This window comes from Streptomyces sp. NBC_00536, assembly GCF_036346295.1.
In the GTDB taxonomy this organism is placed as follows: domain Bacteria; phylum Actinomycetota; class Actinomycetes; order Streptomycetales; family Streptomycetaceae; genus Streptomyces.
Map to the genome: position 1 here is coordinate 5,632,310 of NZ_CP107819.1, position 23,865 is coordinate 5,656,174.

27 protein-coding genes are annotated in these 23,865 nt (G+C 70.3%); 18 read left to right on the forward strand and 9 right to left on the reverse strand.

What is annotated here, in order from left to right:
- Positions 1-11 precede the first annotated feature (11 nt).
- Complete coding sequence (meaB, locus tag OHS33_RS25225) at positions 12-974, forward strand: methylmalonyl Co-A mutase-associated GTPase MeaB (RefSeq protein WP_330332686.1); 963 nt, start codon at positions 12-14, stop codon at positions 972-974.
- A 103-nt stretch (positions 975-1,077) separates the two neighbouring features.
- Positions 1,078-1,152 carry a 50S ribosomal protein bL37 gene (locus OHS33_RS39865; protein ID WP_420716411.1) on the forward strand — a complete coding sequence of 25 codons (75 nt, stop codon included), beginning with the start codon at positions 1,078-1,080 and terminating at the stop codon, positions 1,150-1,152.
- A gap of 100 nt (positions 1,153-1,252) precedes the next feature.
- Here the strand turns inward: OHS33_RS39865 and OHS33_RS25230 are convergent, their stop codons facing one another.
- The 5 genes from OHS33_RS25230 to OHS33_RS25250 form a co-directional block, all read right to left on the reverse strand.
- On the reverse strand, positions 1,253-1,849 hold the full coding sequence (locus OHS33_RS25230) for a PepSY domain-containing protein (RefSeq protein ID WP_330332687.1): 597 nt from the start codon (positions 1,847-1,849) through the stop codon (positions 1,253-1,255).
- A gap of 87 nt (positions 1,850-1,936) precedes the next feature.
- A complete protein-coding gene (locus tag OHS33_RS25235; protein ID WP_330335195.1) occupies positions 1,937-2,440 on the reverse strand; it encodes a MarR family winged helix-turn-helix transcriptional regulator in 504 nt (167 codons plus the stop codon).
- 94 nt (positions 2,441-2,534) lie between these two features.
- Positions 2,535-3,353 carry an AIM24 family protein gene (locus tag OHS33_RS25240; protein ID WP_330332688.1) on the reverse strand — a complete coding sequence of 273 codons (819 nt, stop codon included), beginning with the start codon at positions 3,351-3,353 and terminating at the stop codon, positions 2,535-2,537.
- On the reverse strand, positions 3,350-4,000 hold the full coding sequence (locus OHS33_RS25245; protein ID WP_330332689.1) for an AIM24 family protein: 651 nt from the start codon (positions 3,998-4,000) through the stop codon (positions 3,350-3,352). Before OHS33_RS25245 ends, OHS33_RS25240 begins: the two co-directional genes overlap by 4 nt.
- Complete coding sequence (locus tag OHS33_RS25250) at positions 4,000-4,638, reverse strand: AIM24 family protein (protein WP_330332690.1); 639 nt, start codon at positions 4,636-4,638, stop codon at positions 4,000-4,002. Before OHS33_RS25250 ends, OHS33_RS25245 begins: the two co-directional genes overlap by 1 nt.
- Before the next feature lie 138 nt (positions 4,639-4,776).
- On the opposite strand from OHS33_RS25250, the gene OHS33_RS25255 reads away from it, so the two are divergent.
- From OHS33_RS25255 to OHS33_RS25265, 3 genes are all read left to right on the forward strand, one after another.
- Complete coding sequence (locus tag OHS33_RS25255; RefSeq protein WP_330332691.1) at positions 4,777-5,121, forward strand: DUF3817 domain-containing protein; 345 nt, start codon at positions 4,777-4,779, stop codon at positions 5,119-5,121.
- Positions 5,118-5,414, forward strand: a complete 297-nt coding sequence (locus OHS33_RS25260; protein ID WP_330332692.1) for an MTH1187 family thiamine-binding protein — start codon at positions 5,118-5,120, stop codon at positions 5,412-5,414. Before OHS33_RS25255 ends, OHS33_RS25260 begins: the two co-directional genes overlap by 4 nt.
- Positions 5,415-5,500: 86 nt before the next feature.
- Positions 5,501-6,544: a glycoside hydrolase family 6 protein gene (locus tag OHS33_RS25265; protein ID WP_330332693.1), complete on the forward strand. Its 1,044-nt coding sequence runs from the start codon at positions 5,501-5,503 to the stop codon at positions 6,542-6,544.
- Positions 6,545-6,547: 3 nt separating this feature from the next.
- Here the strand turns inward: OHS33_RS25265 and OHS33_RS25270 are convergent, their stop codons facing one another.
- Together OHS33_RS25270 and OHS33_RS25275 are read right to left on the reverse strand one after the other, a co-directional pair.
- Positions 6,548-8,554, reverse strand: coding sequence for a galactose oxidase-like domain-containing protein (locus OHS33_RS25270; protein ID WP_330335196.1), 2,007 nt, complete (start codon positions 8,552-8,554; stop codon positions 6,548-6,550).
- Between the two features lie 9 nt (positions 8,555-8,563).
- Positions 8,564-10,324 (reverse strand): glycosyltransferase family 2 protein, encoded by a 1,761-nt coding sequence (locus OHS33_RS25275; protein WP_330332694.1) that lies wholly within the window; start codon positions 10,322-10,324, stop codon positions 8,564-8,566.
- Positions 10,325-10,600: 276 nt separating this feature from the next.
- Between OHS33_RS25275 and OHS33_RS25280 the strand changes: the two genes are divergently transcribed.
- The 9 genes from OHS33_RS25280 to OHS33_RS25320 all read left to right on the forward strand — a co-directional run bounded on the left by OHS33_RS25280 (position 10,601) and on the right by OHS33_RS25320 (position 17,110).
- Positions 10,601-10,813, forward strand: a complete 213-nt coding sequence (locus OHS33_RS25280; RefSeq protein ID WP_330332695.1) for a hypothetical protein — start codon at positions 10,601-10,603, stop codon at positions 10,811-10,813.
- Positions 10,797-11,318 (forward strand): DUF6879 family protein, encoded by a 522-nt coding sequence (locus OHS33_RS25285; RefSeq protein ID WP_330332696.1) that lies wholly within the window; start codon positions 10,797-10,799, stop codon positions 11,316-11,318. Before OHS33_RS25280 ends, OHS33_RS25285 begins: the two co-directional genes overlap by 17 nt.
- Positions 11,315-12,148: a helix-turn-helix domain-containing protein gene (locus OHS33_RS25290; protein WP_330332697.1), complete on the forward strand. Its 834-nt coding sequence runs from the start codon at positions 11,315-11,317 to the stop codon at positions 12,146-12,148. Before OHS33_RS25285 ends, OHS33_RS25290 begins: the two co-directional genes overlap by 4 nt.
- Before the next feature lie 91 nt (positions 12,149-12,239).
- Positions 12,240-12,443, forward strand: coding sequence for a hypothetical protein (locus OHS33_RS25295; protein ID WP_330332698.1), 204 nt, complete (start codon positions 12,240-12,242; stop codon positions 12,441-12,443).
- 5 nt (positions 12,444-12,448) lie between these two features.
- The gene (locus OHS33_RS25300; RefSeq protein ID WP_330335197.1) at positions 12,449-12,670 is read left to right on the forward strand and encodes a hypothetical protein; all 222 of its coding nucleotides are present in this window, start codon (positions 12,449-12,451) and stop codon (positions 12,668-12,670) included.
- A gap of 137 nt (positions 12,671-12,807) precedes the next feature.
- Positions 12,808-13,317, forward strand: a complete 510-nt coding sequence (locus OHS33_RS25305) for a MarR family winged helix-turn-helix transcriptional regulator (protein ID WP_330332699.1) — start codon at positions 12,808-12,810, stop codon at positions 13,315-13,317.
- An 81-nt stretch (positions 13,318-13,398) separates the two neighbouring features.
- Positions 13,399-14,895: a hypothetical protein gene (locus OHS33_RS25310; protein ID WP_330332700.1), complete on the forward strand. Its 1,497-nt coding sequence runs from the start codon at positions 13,399-13,401 to the stop codon at positions 14,893-14,895.
- A gap of 79 nt (positions 14,896-14,974) precedes the next feature.
- Positions 14,975-15,304, forward strand: coding sequence for a DUF3817 domain-containing protein (locus OHS33_RS25315; protein WP_330332701.1), 330 nt, complete (start codon positions 14,975-14,977; stop codon positions 15,302-15,304).
- Between the two features lie 105 nt (positions 15,305-15,409).
- Positions 15,410-17,110: an acyl-CoA mutase large subunit family protein gene (locus OHS33_RS25320; RefSeq protein ID WP_330332702.1), complete on the forward strand. Its 1,701-nt coding sequence runs from the start codon at positions 15,410-15,412 to the stop codon at positions 17,108-17,110.
- A gap of 34 nt (positions 17,111-17,144) precedes the next feature.
- Here the strand turns inward: OHS33_RS25320 and OHS33_RS25325 are convergent, their stop codons facing one another.
- Positions 17,145-17,840, reverse strand: coding sequence for a TetR/AcrR family transcriptional regulator (locus OHS33_RS25325; RefSeq protein ID WP_330332703.1), 696 nt, complete (start codon positions 17,838-17,840; stop codon positions 17,145-17,147).
- A gap of 311 nt (positions 17,841-18,151) precedes the next feature.
- Between OHS33_RS25325 and OHS33_RS25330 the strand changes: the two genes are divergently transcribed.
- From OHS33_RS25330 to OHS33_RS25345, 4 genes are all read left to right on the forward strand, one after another.
- Positions 18,152-19,147 carry a tetratricopeptide repeat protein gene (locus tag OHS33_RS25330; protein WP_330332704.1) on the forward strand — a complete coding sequence of 332 codons (996 nt, stop codon included), beginning with the start codon at positions 18,152-18,154 and terminating at the stop codon, positions 19,145-19,147.
- Between the two features lie 619 nt (positions 19,148-19,766).
- Positions 19,767-20,414, forward strand: a complete 648-nt coding sequence (locus OHS33_RS25335; RefSeq protein ID WP_330332705.1) for a DUF6230 family protein — start codon at positions 19,767-19,769, stop codon at positions 20,412-20,414.
- Positions 20,415-20,530: 116 nt separating this feature from the next.
- A complete protein-coding gene (locus OHS33_RS25340; protein WP_330332706.1) occupies positions 20,531-21,037 on the forward strand; it encodes a DUF6114 domain-containing protein in 507 nt (168 codons plus the stop codon).
- Entirely contained in the window at positions 21,027-22,337 is a 1,311-nt protein-coding gene (locus tag OHS33_RS25345; RefSeq protein ID WP_330332707.1) for a hypothetical protein, read from the forward strand. Before OHS33_RS25340 ends, OHS33_RS25345 begins: the two co-directional genes overlap by 11 nt.
- Before the next feature lie 95 nt (positions 22,338-22,432).
- Here the strand turns inward: OHS33_RS25345 and pyk are convergent, their stop codons facing one another.
- Positions 22,433-23,863 (reverse strand): pyruvate kinase, encoded by a 1,431-nt coding sequence (gene pyk, locus OHS33_RS25350; protein WP_330332708.1) that lies wholly within the window; start codon positions 23,861-23,863, stop codon positions 22,433-22,435.
- Positions 23,864-23,865 lie beyond the last annotated feature (2 nt).

Here is a 23,865-nt window from a genome sequence, read left to right on the forward strand (position 1 = left end):
GTGCCGACCGCATGACGACGGTGGACGTTCCCTCGCTCGTGGCCCAGGCCCGGGAGGGCAGGCCACGGGCCGTGGCCCGGCTGATCTCGCTGGTCGAGGGGGCGTCCCCGCAGCTGCGCGAGGTGATGGCGGCCCTGGCCCCGCTGACCGGCGGGGCGTACGTGGTGGGCCTCACGGGCTCGCCCGGCGTGGGCAAGTCCACGTCGACCTCGGCGCTCGTGTCGGCGTACCGGCGCATGGGCAAGCGCGTCGGCGTGCTGGCCGTGGACCCCTCCTCGCCGTTCTCCGGCGGGGCCCTGCTCGGTGACCGGGTGCGGATGTCGGACCACGCCTCGGATCCGGGGGTCTACATCCGCTCGATGGCCACCCGCGGGCACCTGGGCGGCCTCGCGTGGTCCGCCCCGCAGGCGATCCGGGTGCTGGACGCGGCGGGCTGCGACGTGGTCCTCGTGGAGACGGTCGGCGTGGGCCAGTCGGAGGTGGAGATCGCCTCGCAGGCGGACACCTCCGTGGTGCTGCTGGCCCCGGGCATGGGCGACGGGATCCAGGCCGCCAAGGCGGGCATCCTGGAGATCGGCGACGTGTACGTGGTCAACAAGGCGGACCGGGACGGGGCCGACGCCACCGCCCGCGAGCTGAACCACATGCTGGGCCTGGGGGAGTCCCGGGGCCCGGGCGCCTGGCGGCCGCCGATCATCAAGACGGTGGCGGCCCGCGGGGAGGGCATCGACGAGGTCGTGGAGGCCCTGGAGAAGCACCGGGCGTGGATGGACGAGCACGGGGTGCTGGCGGAGCGCCGCAGGGCGCGTGCGGCCCGTGAGGTGGAGACCATCGCGATCACCGCGCTGCGGGCCCGGCTGGCCGATCTGCACGGCGATGCCCATCTCGACGCGCTGGCCGCGCGGGTGGCGGCCGGGGAGCTGGATCCGTACGCCGCCTCCGACACGCTGCTGGCGACGCTGACGGAGGGCTGATCAGGGCGGTTTTCCGCTGCCTTCGGACGCGTTCCGCTGCGTGCCGGGCGGGGCGCGCCTAGACTGGCGAACGCCCGGAATGCCCCGACCCAGGGAGTGCGTCATGGCGAAGCGCGGCAACAAGAAGCGAGCACGCAGGAAGAAGAAGGCGAATCACGGCAAGCGTCCCAACAGCTGACCGGTGACCGTCTGACCAGCCGGTGACACGAGAGCCGCGCCCCCGGAATCCGGGGGCGCGGCTCTCGTGTCACCGGTGGCGGGTTGCCGGTCGCCGTCGCCTAGCTGCCGCCGTCGGAGTTCTCGTCGTTGCCGCCGTCCCCGTTGTCGGAGTTCGACGAGAGGACCTTGCCGCTGGTGGGGTCGACGTGGACGTTCTGCGTGCCGCCGCCGGAGGTCTTGATCTCCACGTTCCAGTAGCGCTTGGTGCTGCCGTTGTCGTCGTCGCTGTCCCAGCTGACCGACCGGACCTGGCCGGCGTGGGCGGCGACGGCGGCCTTCATCGCCCGGACGGCGGTGACCTTGGCGGCGATCAGGGGCGCGTACTCGTTGCCGTTGTCGTTCTTGTCGGCGCTGTTGGGCTGGGTCACCGCGCCGCTGGCGACGTCGACCTGCAGCTCGGCGTGGCTGGCGCCGTTCTTGCCGATCACGTTGACGTGCCAGATGGAGCCGTCCTTGTCGAGGGACTCCACGACGCCCGGGAAGTGCTTCAGCGCCGCGGTGGCGGCCGTCTCGGCCGATACGTCGGCCGGTACGGCGGTGACCGCGGCCCCGGCTCTCGCCGCGTCGCCCGTGGTCTGGGCGGCGGCGGCAGCGACCGGACCGCCGGCCATCAGGACCACGGCCGCGGCGGACGAGACGAACAGATTGCGCTTCATGGCTGACCTTCCTGCCGGAATTGCCCCCACACCATGCTGGGGGCTACCGGAGGGAACGGCGCGGCGGGCCCGTCGGGCCCGCGTCGCTCAGGCCTTGCCGCGCTGGTCCCTGAGGTGGTCGGCGACCGGAGCCAGCGAGGCGCGCAGGTCCGCCAGGGCCTGCGGGGTCAGCAGGCCGATGAAGTGCTTGCGGACGGATGCCACGTGGTGCGGGGCGACCTTGCGCATCAGGTCCATGCCGGTCTCGGTGAGCACGGCGTACAGCCCGCGCCGGTCGGACTCGCAGTTGACCCGGATGACCAGCCCCGCGGCTTCCATGCGCGTGATCTGGTGCGAGAGCCGGCTCTTGGACTGGAGCGTCGAGGTGGCGAGGTCGCTCATGCGCATCCGCAGGCCCTCGGACTCCGAGAGGTTGACCAGGATCTCGTAGTCGTTGTTGGTGAGCCCGAAGGGCTGGAGATCCTTTTCCAGCTGGTGCATCAGCAGCCTGCTGACGTCCAGGTGGGTGCGCCAGGCGCACTGCTCGGCGTCGGTGAGCCAGGTGGTCCCCTCAGCCGGAGGCTGGGGGGCGGTGGCCGTCTCGGTCTCCATGGTCTCCATGATTGAACTCTACCTAAGAAGTTGAATTACGTACAAAAATGGCATGTCAAGCGGCGGGTCACACGGCGGGTCACACGGCGGGCGGTCACAGCCCGAGACGGCGCTGGAGATCACCCAGCTGCCCCGGCATCCGCGGCACGCCCAGCTGGCCCAGCGGCCCCTGCGCCCCGTGCCCGGCCCCCGGCACACCCGGCTCCCCGGCGCCCGCGCCCACCGCCCCGACCGACTGCTCCGCCATCAGCAGCTCGGTGGACTGCAGCAGCACCGTGCCCGCGCCGACGAACTCGAACTGGTGCTCCTCGCCCGAGGTGCCGCCGATCCCGGTGAGCGAACGCAGCCCGCCCAGCACGCCGGACATGTACCCGTGGTCGTAGTGGTGGCAGGGCGACGGGCAGTCCGCCCAGCCCACCAGCGCCTGCGGGTCCACCCGCAGCGGCGGCTCCATGAACACCACCGGTCCGTTGGACGCGGCCACGAACTTCCCGGTTCCGATCAGCGTCAGGAAACCCGGGACGATCGACTGCTTGAGGGCCAGGGTGGGCTGGTAGGCGAGCAGGTTCCCCGACCGGATCGTCAGGTTCCCGTCCTCCAGGTCGTACGAGTTCACGTCGAAGGCCCGGTCGGCGAGGAGCATCTTGCCCTGCCCCTCGGCCACCACCCAGTCGCTCGCGTGCAGGGGCGAGTGGAAGCTCGTCCGCAGCAGCCGGTCGAACCGGCCGTGCCCGATCCCGTTGAACTCGATCCGCCCGTAGTAGGCGATCATCTTGCCCTTCTGCAGGAACCACTGACTTCCTTTGAGTTCCACGCAGAAGGTGTAGGAGTTGACGTTGTCGTCGGACGGCAGCGTGTGCGGGTCGAAGACCGTCGGCCCGCCGGCTCCGCCCTGTACAGGTCCGTAGTTCACAGTTTGTCCTCCGACGCCTGTACGTACACCGCACCCTGGCCGGACAGTTCCAGCTGGAACGCCTCGCCCGAACCGCGGCCCACCATGTCCCGCCAGCCGAGCGCGGTGGAGAGCTTGTTGCGCACCTCGCCGTGGTGGGCGACGTAGGCCTGGGGGTCCACGTGGATGGGGCGCTGCGGGGTGATCGGCAGCTCGATGACCCCGCCGTGCGCCATCACCGCGACCGCGCCGTGGCCCTTGAGGGTCGTGGTGAACAGGCCCTGGCCGGTGACCTGGCCGCGCACCATGCCCATGACGCCGCCCTGCGAGCCCATGAACATCGTGCCCTGCTGGAGGGTGCCGTCGAAGGCGAGCAGCCGGTCGGCCTCGACGTAGAGGGTCTCGCCGGAGAGGTTGATGACCTGGACGTGGTGGCCGCCGTGGCCGAACATCACGGTGCCGCTGCCCTCGACCGTCATCAGCGGGGTCTGCTCGTTCGCCACCCGGCGCCCGATCATGCCCATCACGCCGCCCTGACCGCCCGTGAGGTTCGGGGTGAAGGAGACCTCGCCGCGGTAGGCGAGCATCGCCCCGCGCTGGCTGTAGAGCTTCTGCCCGGGGACGACCTGGGCCTCGATCATCTTCGAGTTGATCTCGCGGAACGGCATCAGAGGTCGCCCCCGATGGTGTTGCGCTCGCTGGGCTGCACGTAGACCAGGCCCTCGCCCTCGAAGCGGATCTGGAAGGACTCGCCCGAGCCCTCGCCCATCAGGGTGCGGAAGTTCACCCCGGACTGGAAGTGCTGCTGGAGGTTGCCGGTGTGCGCGATGTACGCGCCCGGGTCCACGGAGAGCGGGTACTGGCCGCTGACCCGCAGCACCACGGCCGGGCCGTCGGACATGATCGCCGCCTGCCCCGAGCCCTCGACGGTCGTGGTGAACAGGCCGTTGCCCGTCGCCCCGCCGCGCAGGCCGGTGAAGGTGGTGCCGGTGCGCAGGCCGGCGTCGGTGCACAGGAGGTTGCTGGACTCGACGTAGAGCTTCTCGCCGCGGAGATCGACCAGATTGATCTCACTCGCGCGGTCCGCGAAGAAGCAGGTGCCGTGCCCCTGCACCTCCATCACGGTCATCTGCTCACCGGTGAGCCGTCGCGTGACCATCCCGCGGAGGCCTTCGCCACCGCCGGTCATCTTCTTGAAGGCCATCTGGCCGTCGTACGCGACCATCGAGCCGTTCTTCGCTTTGACGGCGTCGCCGGTCAGGTCGACGGCGAGCACCTTGCTGCCTTGGAGTCGGAACTGAGCCACGGGATGACGTTATCGGCAGCGGGCCGGTGCGAACAGAGCCCCCCGGCCGATATCCGTCACGGGCGGACCCGGCGGAAGATCACAGGGGCCTGCTGAGACACTGGGACGGACCCCCGGCCTCCACCCCGAAGGTTCCTCGTGGACATCAAGACCGCCTCCGCCCTGCACCGGCTGCGCCTCATCTCCGTACCGGAGGCGCTGTCGTTCCCGGCGCTGCTGATCTTCGGCTCGCTGCTGAGCCGGATCTCCGACATCGACTACCTGATGATGCCGCTGGGCATCCTGCACGGCATCCTCTTCGTGATCTACGCGGTCTTCCTGCTGGACGTGTGGCTCAAGGCGAAGTGGCCGGTCAAGAAGGTCGCCCTGTTCTTCCTGTTCGCGCTGCTGCCCTTCGGCGGCCTCTTCGGCGACCGGATCCTGAAGCGGGACGAGGCCGACAGCGTGCTGGCCGCGCGGGCCCGCGAGGCGGCGCGCGCATGATCGTCGCGTTCTCCGTGACCCCGCTGGGGGTTGGCGAAGAGGTCGGCGAGTACGTCGCCGACGCGGTCCGCGTGGTCCGCGAGTCCGGGCTGCCCAACCGCACCGACGCCATGTTCACCACGGTGGAGGGCGAGTGGGATGAGGTGATGGACGTGGTCCGGCGCGCGGTGGCCGCCGTGGAGGCGCGGGCGCCCCGGGTCTCCTTCATCCTCAAGGCCGACATCCGCCCCGGCGTCAGCGACGGCATGACCTCGAAGATCGAGACGGTGGAACGCCACCTCGCCGGGGGCTGACGCGCGGTGTCGTGAACCCTCGCCTACTGTCCGTTATGTCACGATGTCCCGGTCCGCTGCCCGCCCCGCCGCCCCGAGGAAGCCGGATGCCAGGCCGCCGCCGTCGCATCACCACCCTGACCAGCCTCGTCCTCCTGTTGCTGGCGGCCGCCGTCACCGCCGCCTGCACCTCCTCCTCCGGGCCGGGAGCCGCCCCCGCCCGGACCCAGGCGGCCGCGCCCGCCGACGCCGAGGCCGCCGGTTCGCCGTACTGGGTGGATCCGCAGAGCGACGCGGCCCGCCAGGTCGCCGCCTGGGAAGCGCAGGGACGCAATGGTGACGCCCAGGTGCTGCGCAGGATCGCGGACCAGCCGATGGCCCTGTGGGGACCGGGGGACGATCCGGGGCCGGAGATCCGCCGGGCCGTGAACGGGGCCCGCGCGGCGGGGCGGACCGTGCTCCTGACCGCGTACAACATCCCGCACCGCGACTGCGGCCAGCACTCGGCCGGCGGGGCCGGGAGCGCCACCGCCTACCGCAGCTGGATCGGCGCCTTCGCCGACAACATCGGCGCCGCGAAGGCCATCGTCATCCTGGAGCCGGACGCCGTCCCGCACATGGTGGACGGCTGCACCCGGGCGGACCACCACGACGAGCGCTTCCGGCTGCTGTCGGAGGCCGTCGACCGGCTGAAGCGGAACAAGAACACCAGGGTCTACCTGGACGCGGGCAATCCGGCGTGGATCCCCGATCCGATGAAGCTGGTCGGGGCGCTGTACAAGGCGGGCATCGACCGGGCCGACGGCTTCTCGCTGAATGTGTCCAACTTCCAGCCGGACGCGGCGGGGCGCGCGTACGGCGCCGCCCTCTCCCAGGAGACCGAGGGCAAGCACTTCGTCATCGACACCAGCCGCAACGGCGACGGCCCGCTGCCGGGGGACCGGCAGCAGGCCTGGTGCAATCCGCCGGGCCGGGCGCTGGGGGTGCGGCCCACGGACAAGACCGGCGATCCGCTGGTCGACGCGTACCTGTGGATCAAGCGGCCCGGGGAGTCGGACGGCCCCTGCCGGGGCGGCCCGGCGGCCGGACGCTGGTGGCCGGACTATGCGCTGGGCCTCGCCCGCCGAGCCCGGGACCGGGGACCGTCCTGAGCGTCAGTCCGGCGGCATCCACCCCTCGTAAGACCGCGGCGGCACCGGCACCGGCGTCGTGACCCGGATCCACTTCGCCACCGACGGCGTCCCGTCCGCGTCGGCGGCGAACAGCATGTACCAGCCGGGCGGTACGAGCGTGGGGTCGCCCGGCACCTCCACCGTGACGGAGTCCTTGGTGCGGGTCAGGCCCAGTTCGACGGAGCGCTGTTCCACGTCCGTGGAGTGCGTGACCGCGCTGGGCCGCATCAGCCGGGCCCGTTCGATCCGCTCCGGGCGGGGGGTCTTGAAGGTGGCCCGGCCGCCGGGCTCGACCCGGTCCGGCCCCGCGCCGAGGACGGGCCGCCGCGCCGGGTCCCGGTAGAGGTAGGGCGGGGTGTACACCTCCAGCCGGTGCTCGAAGGTGCCCAGCTTGGTGTTGTCCTTGTCCGCGAACAGCGGGTCGGAGCCGAAGGTGGCCACCCGCCCGTCGGGCAGCAGGAGCGCCTCGGAGTGGTAGTCGCGGCCCACGGTGGGGTCGGCGGCGGCCACGAAGGAGTCGCTGCGCGGGTAGTAGAACTGCGCCTTGTGGATGTCGGAGGTGCCCCGGCCGCGGTAGTCGGCGGAGCCGCCGGTGGTGAAGACCGAGTCGTCGGGGAGCAGCACGCTGCTGAGGTAGCGGGTGCCCCGGGGCAGCGGGGCGGTGGTGCGGAAGGCGGGCTTGTCCGCCTTGAGGTCGATCACGGCGGTGCGTGCGGTGGAGAGCCTGGACTCGCCGACCCCGCCGCCGCCGAGCACCATCACCTTCTGGTCCTGGGCGGGGGGCAGCAGGACGGAGGAGGAGGTTTCCAGCTGGTCGGTGTCGGTGAGCCCGCCGACCGCGGTGAACTCGTTCGTGGCCGGGTCCCACACGCCCGGTGCGCGGCCCTTGTCCTTGGGTCCGTAGCCCGCGTTGGACCCGGTGTAGAGGAGCTTGCCGCCCCGGGTGAGGAAGAGGGCGGGGTAGGTCGGGAAGTAGTGGAAGGGGCCCTTGGTCCACTTCCTGGTCCGCGGGTCGTAGATCTCGTTGTCGCCGGGGACCACGTCGCCGACGTCGTTGAGGCCGGAGGCCGCGAGGACCCTGCCGTCCTGCAGGCCGACGAGGGTCGGGTACCAGCGGGCGTCCCGCATGGGGTCGACGGGGACGTACTTCTCCGCCAGGGGGTCGAACTCGTACGCCGACTTGATGCCCTGGAAGTCCTGCTTGACGGTGCTGAGCCGCTCGGCGAGACCGTAGACGTCGGTGGCGTCCTTGCCCCGCAGGCCGAGGACCTCGTACTGCGCCGCCTGCGTGGTCAGTCCTTCGCGGCCCTCCCGTACGGCCTCCACGAAGACCCGCGCCTCGGCGGCGGTCACCTTGGTGCGCCAGGGTTTCATCTGGCCGCCGCGTCCGTAGGCGATCTCGAACTCGCGCGTGGCGCGGGGCACGGTGACGTCGAACCGGGAGACGTACTCGACCCCCGTGGGGGAGCGGAACCGGGTGCCCTTCTTCAGGGTGACGGCCTTGTCGGGGCTCTCGTTCTTGACCCGCATGCCGCCGCCGGCCCGGGTGACCTTGCCGTCGAGCACCTCGTAGCGGGCGGTGCCGCCCGCCACCAGGAGCCGTCCGTCGGGGAGTTGGGCGTGCCCGGAGCAGAAGAAGTCCTCGGGGGTCGGGATCTTCCGGAAGGTGTTGTCCGAGGGGTCCCACAGGACGGTGTCGAAGGTTCCCCTGTCGAAGTTGCGCTGGTTGTTGCCGGATCCGGCGATCAGCAGCACCTTGCCGGTGCGCAGGAGCGCGGCGTGCATCGCGTTGATCCGGTACCGGCCGGGCAGGTCGATCAGGTCCCACGAGCCGTACTGGATCTTGTAGCTGGACCGGCCGATCTTGTACGCGTGGTACGTGTCCCCGGCGAAGGAGAGCGTGGCGGGGGCGTTGAGCGCGACCAGCACGAGGGCCGCGCCCGTCCCCAGGGCCGTCTTCTTGAACCGCTTCGAGGGCCGGTGGGCCATGGCCATGGTTCAGCTCCCTCCGGTGCTCGCCGTGCCCGCCGTGCCCGCCGTGCTCGCGAGGGCCGGCTCCGGGTCTTCCTTGGGCTCGGTGCCGTCGCGCAGCCGGGTGAGGGTCCAGGCGGCGAGGGGTGCGAGGGTGACGCACAGCGCGAGCAGCGCCCAGACGCGCATGGCCGCGTGGGTGTGGCCATAGCGGACCGAGGCGGCGAGGGAGACGATCAGGACGAGGGCCCAGAAGAGGTGGATCCGGAAGGTCATCAGGTGGTCCGGGCTGGCGTCGCCGCCCTTGGGGGTGACGACGAAGCGGCCCCGCGTGCGCAGGACCGCGGAGCCGAGCGACTTCAGGTAGACGGGCGCGCAGATCGCGGACATCGCCATGCCCGCCAGTCCGCCGGAGCCCTCGGGCTCGTGGGGCGAGACGTTGTGGCGGCGGTTCCACAGGTAGAGGCCCACCTGGAGGGCGGCGGCGTCCGTGTAGAGCATCAGCCAGACCTCGGAGGAGACCTGGGTGCCGGAGGCGCCGAACCAGAGGAACAGGACGCAGCTGAGGATGCCGAGGAGCCAGTTCACCGCGGTCATCGGGTAGTACACGAGCATCAGCGTGTAGTTGAGCCAGCGGCCGGGGGGCATCCGGAAGAAGCTTTTCCAGTACTGCCGGAGGAGGGTTTCGTAGGTCCCGCGCGACCATCGCAGCTGCTGGGTGAAGAAGTCCGTCCAGGAGGCCGGGCCCTCACCGACGGCGAGCACGTCCGGGGTGTAGACGGAACGCCAGAACCGGCCGGTGGCGGGGTTGCGGCGGCGGTGCAGCTCGAAACCGGTGGCCATGTCCTCGGTGATCGAGTCGTACAGCCCGCCGACCTGGCGCAGCGCGCTGATCCGTACGGCGTTGTTGGTGCCGACGAACATGGGGGCGCCGTAGCGGTTGCCCGCGCGCTGGATCAGCGCGTGGAAGAGGTACTGCTGGGATTCGGCGGCCTTGGTGACGGAGGCGGTGTAGTTCCCGTAGACCTGCGGCCCGACGACGAAGGCCGTGTCGGGGTCGCGGAAGTAGCCGAGCATCCGCTCCAGGAAGTCGGGCGTCGGGACGTGGTCGGTGTCGACCGAGGCGAAGAACGCGTAGTCCTCGCCGTGCCCGGCCAGCCAGGAGTTGTAGTTGCCGTGCTTGGTCCGCGCGCGGTGGGCGCCCTCGCGGGTGTTCCACTCGGGTATGCCCTTGCGGGTGAAGTGCCGTACGCCGAGTTCCGCGCACAGCTCCCGGGCGGCCGGGTCGTCCCCCTCGTCCAGCAGCCAGACGTCGAGCGGCCCGTCGTGGCGGACGCGCACGGCCCCCCGGAGGGTGGCCCGCACCATCGCGAGGGGCTCCTTGCCGGGGACGTACGTCGTCAGGAACGCCACCCGGGTGCCGGGCTCGGCCGGAACCGGGACCGGGTCGCGGGCCACCATCGTGGCGTGGGCGATGGACACCACGTTGACCAGCATGAAGAGCATGATCAACGCGATGGACACGAGCATCACGGTGTCGCAGCGCACCAGCCAGCGCTCGCCGCCCTCCCGGACGGTCCAGTGGCTCGGCCAGACGAGGTAGAGGAACAGCACGGCGGACAGGACGGGCGCGAGCGTCATCAGCGCGACGGCGCGTATTCGGTGCGGCTCGCGCGCCAGCAGGGAGCGGTACCCCACCCGGTAGACACCGTCCGGACCGGGTTCCGGCTCCGCGAACGGACCGGCGAGACGGCTGTGGGTCTCGTAGTCGAAGCCTTCCGGCCGCACGGTCCCTCCAGTGATCGATTGATCGATCCAGAATCGATAACCCCACGGAAAGCCAGAAAACCAGTCATGTCGACCTGGATTGAGCCAAGCGGGGGGTTCCGGCACGGGTGCCTCTCTGAGGGGCCGTACGGGTGGCCGGGGGGTGCTGACGCGGGTCGGCAAGGTCATCCATTCCGGAACGGGAATATTCCGGAGTCGGCATGGACTTGGGGTGACCGGCTTCCGTAGCGTCGTCTCAAGCGGTCCCGGACAGGGGCCGGACGGGAGGGATGCGCCATGGCGCGAGACGGACTGACCCGGCTCACCGGCCAGGTCGACGGACCCAACTGTGACGATGACGATTGCCCGAACGTCTACAGGCACGAGGCGCGCGGTTCCATCGTCGTGCAGGGCGACGTCTTCGACGGCTTCACCGTGCCGGAGGGGGAGGGGCTCGTGGAGATCCCGGAACACGTCCTGAGGGAGGCCGTCCGTGCGCTTGGATGGTGACGAGTGGCGGCAGGCGTTCGACTCCTTCACGCGCGACGCCTGGCGGTTCGAGGCCCAGCCCACCTACACCATGCCTCAGGAGGCGGAGAACGTCGCCCGATTCCTCCGGGGCGAAGGCAAGCCGGCCGACCACAACGCGCGGTGGCACGGGAGGGTGCGCGGGCACCTCTCGTCCGGGCGGCGGATAGGCCGCGTGCGCATCGTCCGGCAGCCGCTCACCGCCTACCAGCGCTATCAGTTCGCCTGGGGCATTCCGGGCAACATCGAAGCGGGCGAGGACATTCGCATCCTCGATGTCACCACCCACGACCACGGATTGCCGCTGGGCGGAACGGACTGGTGGATGTTCGATGACGCCCGCATTGTTCAGCTGAACTTCCGACCTGACGGGACTCAGATCGGCCGCGAATCGTTCGATGGCGATATCGCGCCGTATCGGGAGTGGAAGCGTGTCGCGCTCGCCGCGTCCGTGCCCTTCGCGGAGTACGTGAAAGCGCATGGGTGACCTTCGATCCTGAACAGCTGGGGCAGTCCAAGGCGGACCTGGCCGAGAAGCTGAGAGCGCTAAGGAAGGCAGCCGGTCTCACAGGAGACCGGCTGGCCAAGCGCTGCAACATGTCCCAGTCGCAGATCAGCAAGTTCGAAACGGGAAAGAAGACCCCCAGGCTCGTCGACGTGGAGTGCATCCTTCGAGCGCTCGGCGCCCCGCCTGAGCTGATCACCGAAATGGCGGCGCTCGCGAGGATCGCGAACACCGAGTGGCAGGACAAACGCTCCTCGTGGCGCAGGGGTCTGGAGAAGAGGCAGACGGAGCTGGCCGCGCTGGAGGCCGGTGCCACTGCCCTCCGGTACTTCCTGCCCGCCATGGTCACAGGCTTGCTGGCGACGCCCGAGTACGTACGGGCCAGCCTGAGCAATGCTCCAGGCGACACGTCCAAAACGGTGGCGCGCAAGCTGGAGCGGCAAGCGGTTCTCTACGACACGTCGAAGTCCTTCACGTTCCTGCTCACCGAACAGGCCGTGAGATGGCCGATCGTGCCGCCTCCCGCCATGGCCGTGCAGATCGACCGGCTCGCCTCGCTGTCCCACTTGCCGAACGTGCGCGTGGGCGTGATTCCGTTCGGCACCCCGATGACCCGTGGCCCGATGAATACGTTCACGGTGTATGACGACCGCCTGGCCACAGTGGAGAATTTCACCGGCCGCATGGTGTTTCAGGATTCACGCGATGTAGGCGAGCATCTCGCCGTCTTCGCAGACTTTGAACGCCATGCACAGTTCGGACCGATGGCGCGCCGGCAATTGGCAGAATGGGCTGAAACCTACAGGGCCTGATCTTTATTCCGTAACGGGAATGCGACTGGCGGTGTCACCAGCGCACCGGAATCATCTCTCCATGCCGATACCGTCGAGGGAGGGAATTCCGATGAGCAGCCCCACGACAACAACCATGGACCCGCCGGTTCACCTGTCCCTGCCCCGAAAGCCGCCTGTGCCCGCACCGGGCTGCGCCGTCTGCGTCGCTCTGGTGGAGCAGCGCACGGCGGCCCGCGAAGCCGGGGACATGTCCGCCGTCTCGGACTGCAACGTCGAGTTGGCCGCGCACTCGAAGCACGGGGAGGTGCGGTAGTGGACATGCGGACGTGGCGGGACGGGCACGCGCGGGCCGATGACGCCGCCGAGTCGCTGCGCGCGGCCCTCGTGGCGCTCGGGGTTCCCGAGGTCGTGTGGAGGGGGATGCGGCCCACCGTCAGCGCCGAGGGGTTCCCCTGCGTGCAGCTGCCACTGCTGCCCGCCGATGTGGTCGGGCTCATGGCCGAGGCGATCACGAGGGGCGGGGGCGGCACGCTGCCATGACCCTGCTGAGCACCGGGTGCGTGGTGTACCTGCTCGCCGAGCTGCGCGCGACCGCACCACAGAGGAGGGAGGGGCCGGAGGGGCCGAGGAGTGAGACGGTCTCCACCCCCAAATGACCGACGGGTAGGGTCTGGTGCGTGCCCAAGCCGCTCAGTCTTCCCTTCGATCCCATCGCCCGCGCCGACGAACTCTGGCAGCAGCGCTGGGGACCCGTGCCCGCGATGGCCGCGATCACCTCGATCATGCGGGCGCACCAGATCCTGCTCGGCGAGGTCGACGCGGTGGTGAAGCCGTACGGGCTGACCTTCGCGCGCTACGAGGCACTCGTCCTGCTGACCTTCTCCAAGGCCGGCGAGCTGACGATGTCGAAGATCGGCGAGCGGCTGATGGTGCACCCGACCTCGGTGACGAACACCGTCGACCGCCTGGTGCGCTCCGGCCTGGTCGCCAAGCGCCCCAACCCGAACGACGGCCGTGGCACCCTCGCCTCGATCACCGACAAGGGGCGCGAGGTCGTGGAGGCGGCGACCCGGGACCTGATGGAGATGGAGTTCGGGCTGGGCGCCTACGACGCCGAGGAGTGCGGGGAGATCTTCGCGCTGCTCCGGCCGCTGCGGGTGGCCGCCGACGACTTCGACGAGAAGTAGCTTCCTCCCGGGCATACGGACGCGGTCACCCGGATGCGGGCGCCCGCTGCGGCGCACCGGCCGCGCGCCGATCCTGGGGGCATGACGACCGGTCGGCAGCAGATCATCGTGGGCGCTCCCGACGAACGGGGCCTGCGGGAGGTCCGCCTCGGCAGCGGGACGGTCGGGCGGGCGTGGTCGCCGCGCGACCTGCGCCGGATCCTGCGCCGGGCCGGAGTCCCCGCGGACCTCGACCTCGGCCATCCGGGGCTGGTCCGGTGGCGCGCCGACCCGGCCGACTGGCCGGACCGCCCCTGGCGCAGACGCGCCACCGCCTGCGCGATGGCGCTCGGCTTCCTGGTGTCGGCCGCGGTGCTGTTCCGGGTGGGGCTGACGGACGCGCTGCGGGCGCTGAGCTTCGGCGGCCGCGTCATGGGGGCGGTGTTCCTGGCGGGCGCCCTGGCCGAGGTGGCGGCGGCAGCGGCCGCCGTCGACTTCTGGGGCAAGCGGGCGGTGCGGTACGCGGGGCCGTGCGTCCTGCTCGGCGTCACCGTCGTGACGGTGACGAGCCTGGTGCTCCTCGTCCTGCAGTGGGAGGGCGGCCACCGGAGCGGCCGGTTCTGGCTCTGGGCGGCGCTGGTGGCCTGGTCCTTCTGGGCGGTGTGGGAGGTGGCCCGGCACAAGGCCTGGCGGGGCGTTCCGCATCCGCGGGGTTTCGCCGCCGGCGTCGCGCTGTCGGCCCTCATCGGCTCCGCGAGCCTGACGTACTCGGCCATGTACGTCCCGTACGTGGCGCCGCCGAAGGTGCCCTTCGTCGTCTCCTTCGGGAAGCCGTCCCTGAACGCCGACCGTACGCGTCTGTTCGTACCGGCCCACATCACCTTCCGCAACGAGGGGTCCGTCAGCATCTTCGTCGTCGGGACCCTCTGGTCGGCGGTGTTCTGGCCGAGCACCTTCCGCGAGCAGGGCACCGGACGGGAGTACCGGCGGGACGAACTGGCCGAGGGGTGGGACACCCACCGGCAGGAGGAGTACAGCGCGCCGACCCGCATGCTGGCGGCCGGGCAGTTCGCCGGCGCGGGCAGCCGCCTCGATCCGGGGGACGAGTCGTCCCGGGACGTCGTCGTCGAGGCTCCCGCGGACCTCGGCCAGGGCCGGATCCAGCTGAATGCGAAGGCCTCGTACATCCGGGCCGACCGCTGCAAACTCGCGAACAGCTACCGGGACTCGGTCCAGTACTCCTGGCGTTACGGGCCGACCGGGCGGCAGCAGCACGTACGGGACGCCCCCGCGTGGCTCGCCAACCCGGGCGACGACTACTTCCGCTACACGGCGAGGATCTACCGGAGCAGCGCCCTCATGAACATGACCCAGGCGCCCGACTGGGCCGCGATGTGGTGGGTCATTCCGAAATGGCGTGAGGGCGAGCGGTTCGCGCCGGGCGACACCGACCCCTTTATGGAGGTCCACATCGCCCGTGATCCGGACAGCAGGGAAGTCCTCAGCGAGGACCAGCAGGAGCCCTATGGGATGAAGACCGTCGGGACGGCGGCCGACCAGCCGGTCGCGCTGCTCCGCCGGGCCGCGGAGAACTCCTGACCGGGAGGACGGCCCGGCCGGGGACCCTGCCAAGGGCCCCCGTCAAGATCGCGCAAAACGGACGGTTAGGCTCAGTGCCATGAAGAAGAGCGTGCTGACCCGCTACCGGGTGATGGCCTTTGCCACCGCAGTGATGCTGCTGGTGCTGTGCACCTGCATGATTTTCAAGTACGGCTTCGACAAGGGCGCGGACCTGACCTTCGTGGTCTCCCAGGCCCACGGCGTGCTCTTCATGATCTACCTGGTCTTCGCCTTCGACCTCGGCTCCAAGGCGAAGTGGCCCTTCGGCAAGTTGCTGTGGGTCATGCTCTCCGGCACGATCCCGCTCGCCGCGTTCTTCGTCGAGCGCAAGGTCCGCGCCGAGATCGAGCCCCTGGTGAGCGGCGCCCCGCAGGCCGCGACGGCGTGAGTCTGAGCCCCGAAAGCTAGAGCGAGCCTCGAATCACACCACCCCGGGACGACTTCCCGGGGTTGGCCATCGACATTTACTAGGACGTCCTAGTAAATTTGAAGCATGGACGCTGACGCCATCGAGCAAGGCCGCCTTCGCTGGCAGGCCCGTTATGACAGGGCCCGCACCCGCGAGGCCGACTTCACCACGCTCTCCGGCGATGAGGTCGAACCGGTGTACGGGCCGCGGCCCGGAGACACCTACGAGGGCTTCGAGCGGATCGGCTGGCCGGGCGAGTACCCGTACACCCGGGGCCTGCACGCCACCGGGTACCGCGGGCGGACCTGGACCATCCGGCAGTTCGCCGGGTTCGGCAACGCCGAGCAGACCAACGAGCGCTACAAGATGATCCTGGCCGCGGGCGGCGGCGGCCTCTCGGTCGCCTTCGACATGCCCACCCTTATGGGCCGCGACTCCGACGACCCCCGCGCGCTGGGCGAGGTCGGCCACTGCGGGGTCGCCATCGACTCCGCCGCCGACATGGAGGTCCTGTTCAAGGACATCCCGCTCGGCGACGTCACCACCTCGATGACCATCAGCGGACCCGCCGTGCCCGCCTTCTGCATGTACCTGGTCGCCGCCGAGCGCCAGGGCGTCGACCCGGCCCTGCTCAACGGCACGCTCCAGACGGACATCTTCAAGGAGTACATCGCCCAGAAGGAGTGGCTCTTCGAACCCGAGCCGCACCTGCGCCTCATCGGCGACCTGATGGAGTACTGCGCCAAGGGCATCCCCGCCTACAAGCCGCTCTCCGTCTCCGGCTACCACATCCGCGAGGCCGGGGCGACGGCCGCGCAGGAGCTGGCGTACACCCTCGCCGACGGCTTCGGCTACGTCGAACTCGGGCTCTCCCGCGGCATGGACGTGGACCACTTCGCGCCCGGCCTGTCCTTCTTCTTCGACGCGCACCTCGACTTCTTCGAGGAGATCGCCAAGTTCCGCGCCGCCCGCCGGATCTGGGCGCGCTGGATGAAGGAGGTCTACGGCGCGAAGTCCGACAAGTCCATGTGGCTGCGCTTCCACACCCAGACGGCCGGCGTCTCCCTCACCGCCCAGCAGCCCTACAACAACGTCGTCCGCACGGCCGTGGAGGCCCTCGCGGCGGTCCTCGGCGGCACCAACTCCCTGCACACCAACGCCCTCGACGAGACCCTCGCGCTGCCGAGCGAGCAGGCCGCCGAGATCGCGCTGCGCACGCAGCAGGTGCTGATGGAGGAGACCGGGGTGGCCAATGTGGCCGACCCGCTCGGCGGCGCCTGGTACGTCGAGCAGCTCACCGACCGGATCGAGGCGGACGCCGAGAAGATCTTCGAGCAGATCAAGGAGCGCGGGCTGCGCTCCCACCCGAACGGGCAGCACCCGATCGGGCCCATCACCTCGGGCATCCTGCGCGGCATCGAGGACGGCTGGTTCACCGGCGAGATCGCCGAGTCGGCGTTCCAGTACCAGCGCTCGCTGGAGAAGGGCGACAAGCGGGTCGTCGGCGTCAATGTGCACCACGGCTCCGTCACCGGCGACCTGGAGATCCTCCGGGTCAGCCACGAGGTCGAGGTGGTGCAGGTCCGCGAACTGGCTGAGCGCAAGGCCCGCCGGGACGACGCGAAGGTGCGGGCCGGGCTGGACGCGATGCTGGCCGCCGCGCGGGACGGGTCGAACATGATCCCGGCCATGCTGGACGCCGTACGGGCCGAGGCGACGCTCGGCGAGATCTGCAACGTGCTGCGGGACGAGTGGGGCACGTACACGGAGCCGCCCGGCTTCTGAGCCGAGTGTTCCGCCACCCGGGCCGGTACCGCCGTCAGGCGGTGCCGGCCTGCGGCGTACCCGCGGGGGCCGCAGACGCCGGGGCCGTACCCGCCTGCGCCGTGCCCAGCAGGCCGTGCATCAGCAGGGCCGTGAAGGTGGCGACCCACATCTCGTCCACCGGCTCCCCGCTCACCAGGGCGCGGTGCACCACGGTGCCCGCGATGACGTCGAAGATCAGGTCCGTGGTGCGTCCGGCGAGCTGCGGGTCCGCCTCGTAGGGGAGTTCGCCGCGGGCCTGGGCGCGTTCGCGGCCCAGCACGACGAGACGTTTCTGCCGGTCCACGATCGCCGACCGGATCCGGTCGCGCAGTGCCTCGTCCCGGGTGGACTCGGCGACCACCGCCATGAGGGCCGTACGGGCCTCCGGGCGCCGCAGCAGCTCCGCGAAGCGCAGGACGACGTACTCGATGTCGCCCTGGAGCGAACCCCGGTCGGGGAGTTCGAGCGCGTCGAAGAGTTCCGCGACGGCGTCGACGACCAGCTCGCTCTTGCCCGCCCAGCGGCGGTAGAGGGTGGTCTTGGCGACCCCGGCGCGGGCCGAGACGTCGCCCATGGTCAGCTTGGACCAGCCGAGTTCGACCAGCGCGTCCCGGGTGGCGGCGAGGATCGCGGTGTCCGCCGCGGCGCTGCGGGGGCGGCCGGTGCGGCCGGAGCCGGAGGCGGGGCTGCCGGAGACGGGGTTGCGCATGGACGGTGACCATACCCGCCAGTAGCGGAACCGCGAGGACCCCGGACGGTGTGGTTCAGATCACGGGGCGCGAGGGCCTCCGGGGAGTTACGCTACGGCTCGTAGCGTAAGAGCGGCAACCACGCGAAGGCTACGGCGCCAGGTGGGGACCCGGCGCCACAGAGGTTCAAGCGGTTCAGGTGTACGGCCGGTTCAGGTGCACGGCCGATCGGCAACGGTTCAACGGTTCCACGGCCGATCGGCAGTGCTGTTTTACGACGTCTTTCACGAGGTCTTTTCGTCGGCGCGCGCACACGGGGGAGGATGTACGCATGCAGCCCAGAAACATGTCCATGAGCGGCGTCGTCGACCTCGCCGCGGTGAAGGCGGCCGGCGAGGCCAAGGCGAAGGCGGAGCAGGCGCGCGCGGCCGCGGCCCAGGGCGGCGCCGTCGGCGCCGTGCCCGGCGCCGCGGCTCCGGCCTCGCTCGTCATCGATGTCGACGAGGCCGGTTTCGAACTCGACGTGCTCGAACTCTCGCACCAGGTCCCGGTCGTCATCGACTTCTGGGCCGAGTGGTGCGAGCCGTGCAAGCAGCTCAGCCCGGTGCTGGAACGACTGGTCAACGGAGCGAACGGCCGTCTCGTTCTGGCCAAGATTGATGTCGACGCCAACCAGATGCTGATGCAGCAGTTCGGCGTCCAGGGCATTCCCGCCGTGTTCGCGGTCGTCGCCGGTCAGGCGCTGCCGCTGTTCCAGGGCGCGGTGCCCGAGCAGCAGATCCGCGAGACCCTCGGCCAGCTCATCCAGGTCGCCGAGGAGCGCTACGGTCTCACCGGCATCGTGGTCGACCCCGCCGCGGACGGCGCCTACGCCGCGGGCGCGGGTGGCGCGGACGAGGAGCCGGAAGGCCCGTACGACGCCCTGCTGGAAGCGGCCGTCGTCGCGCTGGACGCGGGCGACCTGGGCGGCGCCGTCCAGGCGTACAAGAACGTACTGGCCGGGGATCCGGCCAACAGCGAGGCCAAGCTGGGTCTGGCCCAGGCCGAACTCCTCGCGCGGGTGCAGCACATGAACCCGCAGGAGGTGCGCACCGCGGCGGCCGCGAATCCGGCCGATCCGGCGGCGCAGATCGCCGCGGCCGACCTGGACATGGCCGGCGGTCACATCCAGGACGCCTTCGGACGGCTCGTGGACGCCGTCCGTGTCACGGCGGGTGACGACCGGGACGCGGTACGGGTGCGGCTGCTGGAGCTGTTCGAGGTCATCGGGGCGGACGACCCCCGGGTCTCGGCGGCGCGCACGGCCCTCGCGCGGGTGCTCTTCTAGGGCGGGCCGGGGTCCGTTCCGGGCCTGCTCCGCGACGCGCTCGCGTCTCGGTGGACCGCCACCGTTTTGTTGACACGGAGATAAACAGCGGCCGCACTTTGCCAAAACTTGGCAATCGCGGCCGCTGTTACTCGTAGTAAGCCGAACCCCGTGAACTGTCCGGTTGATTCGGTCTTCCACCCATCTGTCGTGGCCTTGGGTGACACCCTGTGTTGCCGCTCGACGGCGACGTGTCGCACTGCGGTTATCCAGCCGTTACCCGCCAGTAACGAACCCCCTTGTGCCCCGGCCGGGAATGGACCACGATCGGCCACGCTCGGTCCATCCCGCAGCGCCGGTCGCCCGGCACCGCGAGGATGGGTCCCCACCGAGCCGGCCGGTGGCAGTGGCGCCGGACGCGGGACAGGGGGGTCGCCGCCGTACCCGGTGGTGCCTGTCCTCATCAGGTTGCGCGAACGCGTGGCCCAGTGGTTGTCGCTCGGGGGTGATCGCCGGTGTTCCTGACGCGGCACAGCCGTGACTCGGCCGCCTGCGCTCCTTCCCGAGGACGTAGCACTTCTCCCATCCCAGGACGGGCAGGGCCCGGACCGGAGATGTACGTCCGATGAGGAGGAACAACATGAATTCCCAGGTTCGTGGTGGGACCAGATGGAAGCGCTTCGCTCTCGTCATGGTGCCGAGCATCGCGGCCACCGCCGCGGTGGGTGTGGGTCTGGCGCAGGGTGCCCTCGCGGCGTCCTTCAGCGTCTCGGGCCAGGACTTCAAGGTGTCGGCCGACGAGCTCGTCGGTGACAACCTGATCCAGTACGGCAGCGTGGCCAAGGGCAAGACCCTCGGCGACCCCAACAAGGACGCGTACCACCCGGTCACCATCTCCGGGTTCAGTCACGCCGAGATCACCAACATGTGCCAGTCGCTGGTCACCCCGGTGCCCGGCCTCGGCAACATCACCCTGCAGCTGCGGACGGGCAACAAGGGCCGTCCCGCCGTCGCGGAGAACATCTACCTCGACGTCGCCGAGCTGGACGCGGACGCGAAGTTCGAGCAGCTCGACATCGGTGTCGCGGTCAGCGACCCGAGCCACGTCACCAAGGCCCAGCCCGGCACGGTGGCCGATGGCGGTCTCTTCTCGCAGCGCGCGAAGAAGGCCACGCTGACCAACGTGCGGCAGAAGGCATGGGCGACGACGGCGGGCACCTTCACGCTGCCGGACCTCAAGCTTCGTCTGCTCAGCGGTGACCAGCCGTGCTACCAGGACGCCAAGTAGTCCGTCCGGTCGCTTGAACCCGCCGGGTGGGCGCGGTGGCAGGTACGCCGCCCCGTCCGCCCGTCCGGGCGCACCACGTAGTTCTCCGTACGACCGTTTTCAGGGAGCTGTTGTCCATGTACCCCGAGGCCCCCGTAACCCCGGCAGACGATCACTGGCTCACGGTGCTCTGGTACCGGTTCCGCGCCTGGCGCGGCGCCCGGCCCTTCTGGGCGGGGCTGTTCACGCTGCTCGGCGGCCTCCCGATCGCGTACTTCCCGTACGCGGACGTCCGGTTGGGCAACATCACGATCGCCATGGCGACGACGGCCGGCGCCGGGTCACTGATCATCGGTGTCCTGCTGGTAACGCTCGGGCTCGCCCTCTGGTTCCAGCAGGGCATCAGGATCTTCGCCGGAGTGGCCACGCTCCTGCTGGGGCTGGTGTCGCTTCCGGTGTCGAACATCGGCGGCTTCCTGCTGGGCTTCCTGTGCGCGCTGATCGGCGGGTGCCTCGCGCTGGCGTGGGCGCCCGGCAGGCCCCTCGACCCCGCGGTCGAGCTGCCCGCTCCCCGCGAGGCGGAAACGGACCACGCTTCCGAGACGACTGCCCACGCCGATGGCGGGAGGAACAGTGCGGGGTGACGAAACGCAACGGGCGCAGGCCCCAGGCGAAGAGTCCCGTGAGAGAAGGGGCCCGCGCCACGCGGCGCCCAGGAAGTCGCTGCTGACCAAGCTCCAGATACCCGTCGGCAAGACGATGGCCCTGGCGGCCATGCCGACCGCGGTGTTCGTCGGGATGGGCATGGCGCCGAAGATGGCGCTGGCCGACGACAAGGAGATCCCGTTCGCGCCCGGGCCGTGCGTCACACGGTCCGACGAGCCCACGGAATCGCCCTCCCCGTCGGCCTCCACCTCCAAGAGCCCGTCCCCGAGCGCGTCGCCCACCGCGACCCCCTCGGCGGGCGTCCCGGTGGTGCCGAAGTCCTCTGCCTCCCCGTCGGCGCCCAAGCCCGCGGCCAAGCAGGGGAGCCCGTCCCAGCCGGCGAAGCAGGGGGCCCCGGCCGCCTCGCCGTCCGCGAGCGCCTCGCCGTCGGCGAAGACCACGAACCCGCTGGACCCGCTGGGTCTGGGCAGCACGGTCAAGGACTTCTTCGACGAGCTGGGCAAGCCCCTCAAGGGCGCCAAGGACGCGGTCACCCCGACGCCCGCGCCCGCCACCACGCCCGGCGCGAAGCAGAGCCCCGACCCGGCCGCGGACGCCGTCCGCGAGGCGGCGGACAAGGCCGGAGTCTCGGTCTCGGAGCTGCCGCAGGACGTCAAGGACAGCGCGAAGACCCCGAAGGACGAGACGGGGAAGGCGGACGAGGAGAAGAAGGCAGACGACGCGAGCCCCAGCCCCTCCAAGAGCGGGGACGCCACGACCGGCGACCCCGCGACGGCGGACGGCAAGACGCCCTTCCCCTGCCCGACGCTGGACGCGCAGGCCCTGGCCAACGCCAAGCTGGATCCCGGCGTCCCGGTCCTGCCGGACGAGCCCTGGTACCTCGACAGCTCCCTGCTGACCCTCTACGGGCTGGACTACGCGGGCATCGTCGAGGTCAAGACGGCGAACGGCAGCACCAAGAAGGTCCTGAAGTTCACGGCGGACTCGCTCGACATCAAGGACCTCTACCAGACGGTCGGCAAGAGCGGGAACGTCGCCCACCTCAAGTCCCGTCCGGGCTCCACGTCCACGATCCGCGGCGGCACGGTGACGATGTACACCGAGAGCCTGAAGGGGAACCTGTTCGGGCTGATCCCGATCGAGTTCACCCCGAACACCCCGCCGCCGCTGAACGTCCCCTTCGCGTTCTTCACGAACGTCAAGGTCGTCCAGGCGGGCCAGTTCGGCGGCAACCTGACCGTTCCGGGCCTGCACAACTACATCGGCCCGCCGGAGTAGGCAGCGCCCCGCACGACGCGCCGAGGGCGGCACCCCGATCGTTCGGGGTGCCGCCCTCGTGTCTGTGCGGCAGACGGAGCGGTACGCGAGCGACGTCAGTCGCGGGCGCCGCCGTTGAGGTGGTGGACGCGGACCATGTTGGTCGTGCCCGGGACGCCGGGGGGCGAACCGGCCGTGATGATCATGGTGTCGCCCTGGTTGTAGCGCTTGAGCTTGAGCAGCTCGTCGTCCACCAGGTCGACCATCGCGTCGGTGTTGTCCACGTGGCGCACGACGTACGACTCGACGCCCCAGCTCAGGGAGAGCTGGTTGCGGGTGCTCTCGCTGGTCGTGAAGGCCAGGATCGGCTGGACCGCGCGGTAGCGCGACAGGCGGCGGGCCGTGTCACCGGAGTGGGTGAAGGCGACCAGCGCCTTGCCGTCGAGGAAGTCGGCGATCTCGCAGGCCGCACGGGCGACGGAGCCGCCCTGGGTGCGCGGCTTCTTGCCCGGGACCAGGGGCTGGAGGCCCTTGGAGAGCAGCTCTTCCTCGGCCGCGACGACGATCTTCGACATCGTCTTGACGGTCTCGATCGGGTAGGCGCCGACCGAGGACTCGGCCGACAGCATGACCGCGTCGGCGCCGTCGAGGATGGCGTTCGCGACGTCGGAGGCCTCGGCGCGGGTCGGCCGCGAGTTGGTGATCATCGACTCCATCATCTGGGTCGCGACGATCACCGGCTTGGCGTTGCGGCGGCACATCTCGATGAGCCGCTTCTGGACCATCGGGACCTTTTCGAGCGGGTACTCGACGGCCAGGTCACCACGGGCCACCATGACCGCGTCGAAGGCGTCGACGACGGCCTCCATGTTCGCGACCGCCTGCGGCTTCTCGACCTTGGCGATGACGGGGACCCGGCGGCCCTCCTCGTCCATGACCTTGTGGACGTCCTTGACGTCGTTGGCGTCACGGACGAAGGACAGGGCGACCATGTCGCAGCCCATCCGCAGGGCGAAGCGGAGGTCGTCGACGTCCTTCTCGGACAGGGCCGGGACGTTGACGGCGGCACCCGGCAGGTTGATGCCCTTGTGGTCCGAGATGACACCGCCCTCGATGACGATGGTCTTGACCTGCGCGCCCTCGACCGAGGTCACGCGAAGCTCGACGTTGCCGTCGTTGATCAGGATCTGGTCGCCCTTGGAGACGTCACCCGGCAGGCCCTTGTAGGTGGTGCCGCAGATGGACTTGTCGCCAGGGACGTCCTCGGTGGTGATGGTGAACTCGTCACCGCGCACCAGCTCGACGGGACCCTCGGCGAAGGTTTCCAGACGGATCTTCGGACCCTGGAGGTCGGCGAGGACGCCGACGGCACGCCCGGTGTCCTCGGAGACCTTCCGGACGCGGTCGTACCGCTCCTGGTGTTCTGCCTGGGATCCGTGGCTGAAGTTGAATCGGGCCACGTTCATGCCTGCCTCGATGAGCGCTTTCAGCTGCTCATACGAGTCGACGGCGGGGCCCAGCGTGCAGACGATTTTGGAACGGCGCATGG

Excerpts from the sequence above, each read along its gene's own strand:
- meaB (WP_330332686.1), top strand. The coding sequence starts at position 12 with ATGACGACGGTGGACGTTCCCTCGCTCGTGGCCCAGGCCCGGGAGGGC.
- OHS33_RS25230 (WP_330332687.1), bottom strand. The coding sequence starts at position 1,849 with ATGAAGCGCAATCTGTTCGTCTCGTCCGCCGCGGCCGTGGTCCTGATG.
- OHS33_RS25235 (WP_330335195.1), bottom strand. The coding sequence starts at position 2,440 with ATGGAGACCGAGACGGCCACCGCCCCCCAGCCTCCGGCTGAGGGGACC.
- OHS33_RS25245 (WP_330332689.1), bottom strand. The coding sequence starts at position 4,000 with ATGCCGTTCCGCGAGATCAACTCGAAGATGATCGAGGCCCAGGTCGTC.
- OHS33_RS25260 (WP_330332692.1), top strand. The coding sequence starts at position 5,118 with ATGATCGTCGCGTTCTCCGTGACCCCGCTGGGGGTTGGCGAAGAGGTC.
- OHS33_RS25265 (WP_330332693.1), top strand. The coding sequence starts at position 5,501 with ATGCCAGGCCGCCGCCGTCGCATCACCACCCTGACCAGCCTCGTCCTC.
- OHS33_RS25270 (WP_330335196.1), bottom strand. The coding sequence starts at position 8,554 with ATGGCCCACCGGCCCTCGAAGCGGTTCAAGAAGACGGCCCTGGGGACG.
- OHS33_RS25280 (WP_330332695.1), top strand. The coding sequence starts at position 10,601 with ATGGCGCGAGACGGACTGACCCGGCTCACCGGCCAGGTCGACGGACCC.
- OHS33_RS25295 (WP_330332698.1), top strand. The coding sequence starts at position 12,240 with ATGAGCAGCCCCACGACAACAACCATGGACCCGCCGGTTCACCTGTCC.
- OHS33_RS25300 (WP_330335197.1), top strand. The coding sequence starts at position 12,449 with ATGCGGACGTGGCGGGACGGGCACGCGCGGGCCGATGACGCCGCCGAG.
- OHS33_RS25310 (WP_330332700.1), top strand. The coding sequence starts at position 13,399 with ATGACGACCGGTCGGCAGCAGATCATCGTGGGCGCTCCCGACGAACGG.
- OHS33_RS25315 (WP_330332701.1), top strand. The coding sequence starts at position 14,975 with ATGAAGAAGAGCGTGCTGACCCGCTACCGGGTGATGGCCTTTGCCACC.
- OHS33_RS25320 (WP_330332702.1), top strand. The coding sequence starts at position 15,410 with ATGGACGCTGACGCCATCGAGCAAGGCCGCCTTCGCTGGCAGGCCCGT.
- OHS33_RS25325 (WP_330332703.1), bottom strand. The coding sequence starts at position 17,840 with ATGCGCAACCCCGTCTCCGGCAGCCCCGCCTCCGGCTCCGGCCGCACC.
- OHS33_RS25330 (WP_330332704.1), top strand. The coding sequence starts at position 18,152 with ATGCAGCCCAGAAACATGTCCATGAGCGGCGTCGTCGACCTCGCCGCG.
- OHS33_RS25335 (WP_330332705.1), top strand. The coding sequence starts at position 19,767 with ATGAATTCCCAGGTTCGTGGTGGGACCAGATGGAAGCGCTTCGCTCTC.
- OHS33_RS25340 (WP_330332706.1), top strand. The coding sequence starts at position 20,531 with ATGTACCCCGAGGCCCCCGTAACCCCGGCAGACGATCACTGGCTCACG.
- pyk (WP_330332708.1), bottom strand. The coding sequence starts at position 23,863 with ATGCGCCGTTCCAAAATCGTCTGCACGCTGGGCCCCGCCGTCGACTCG.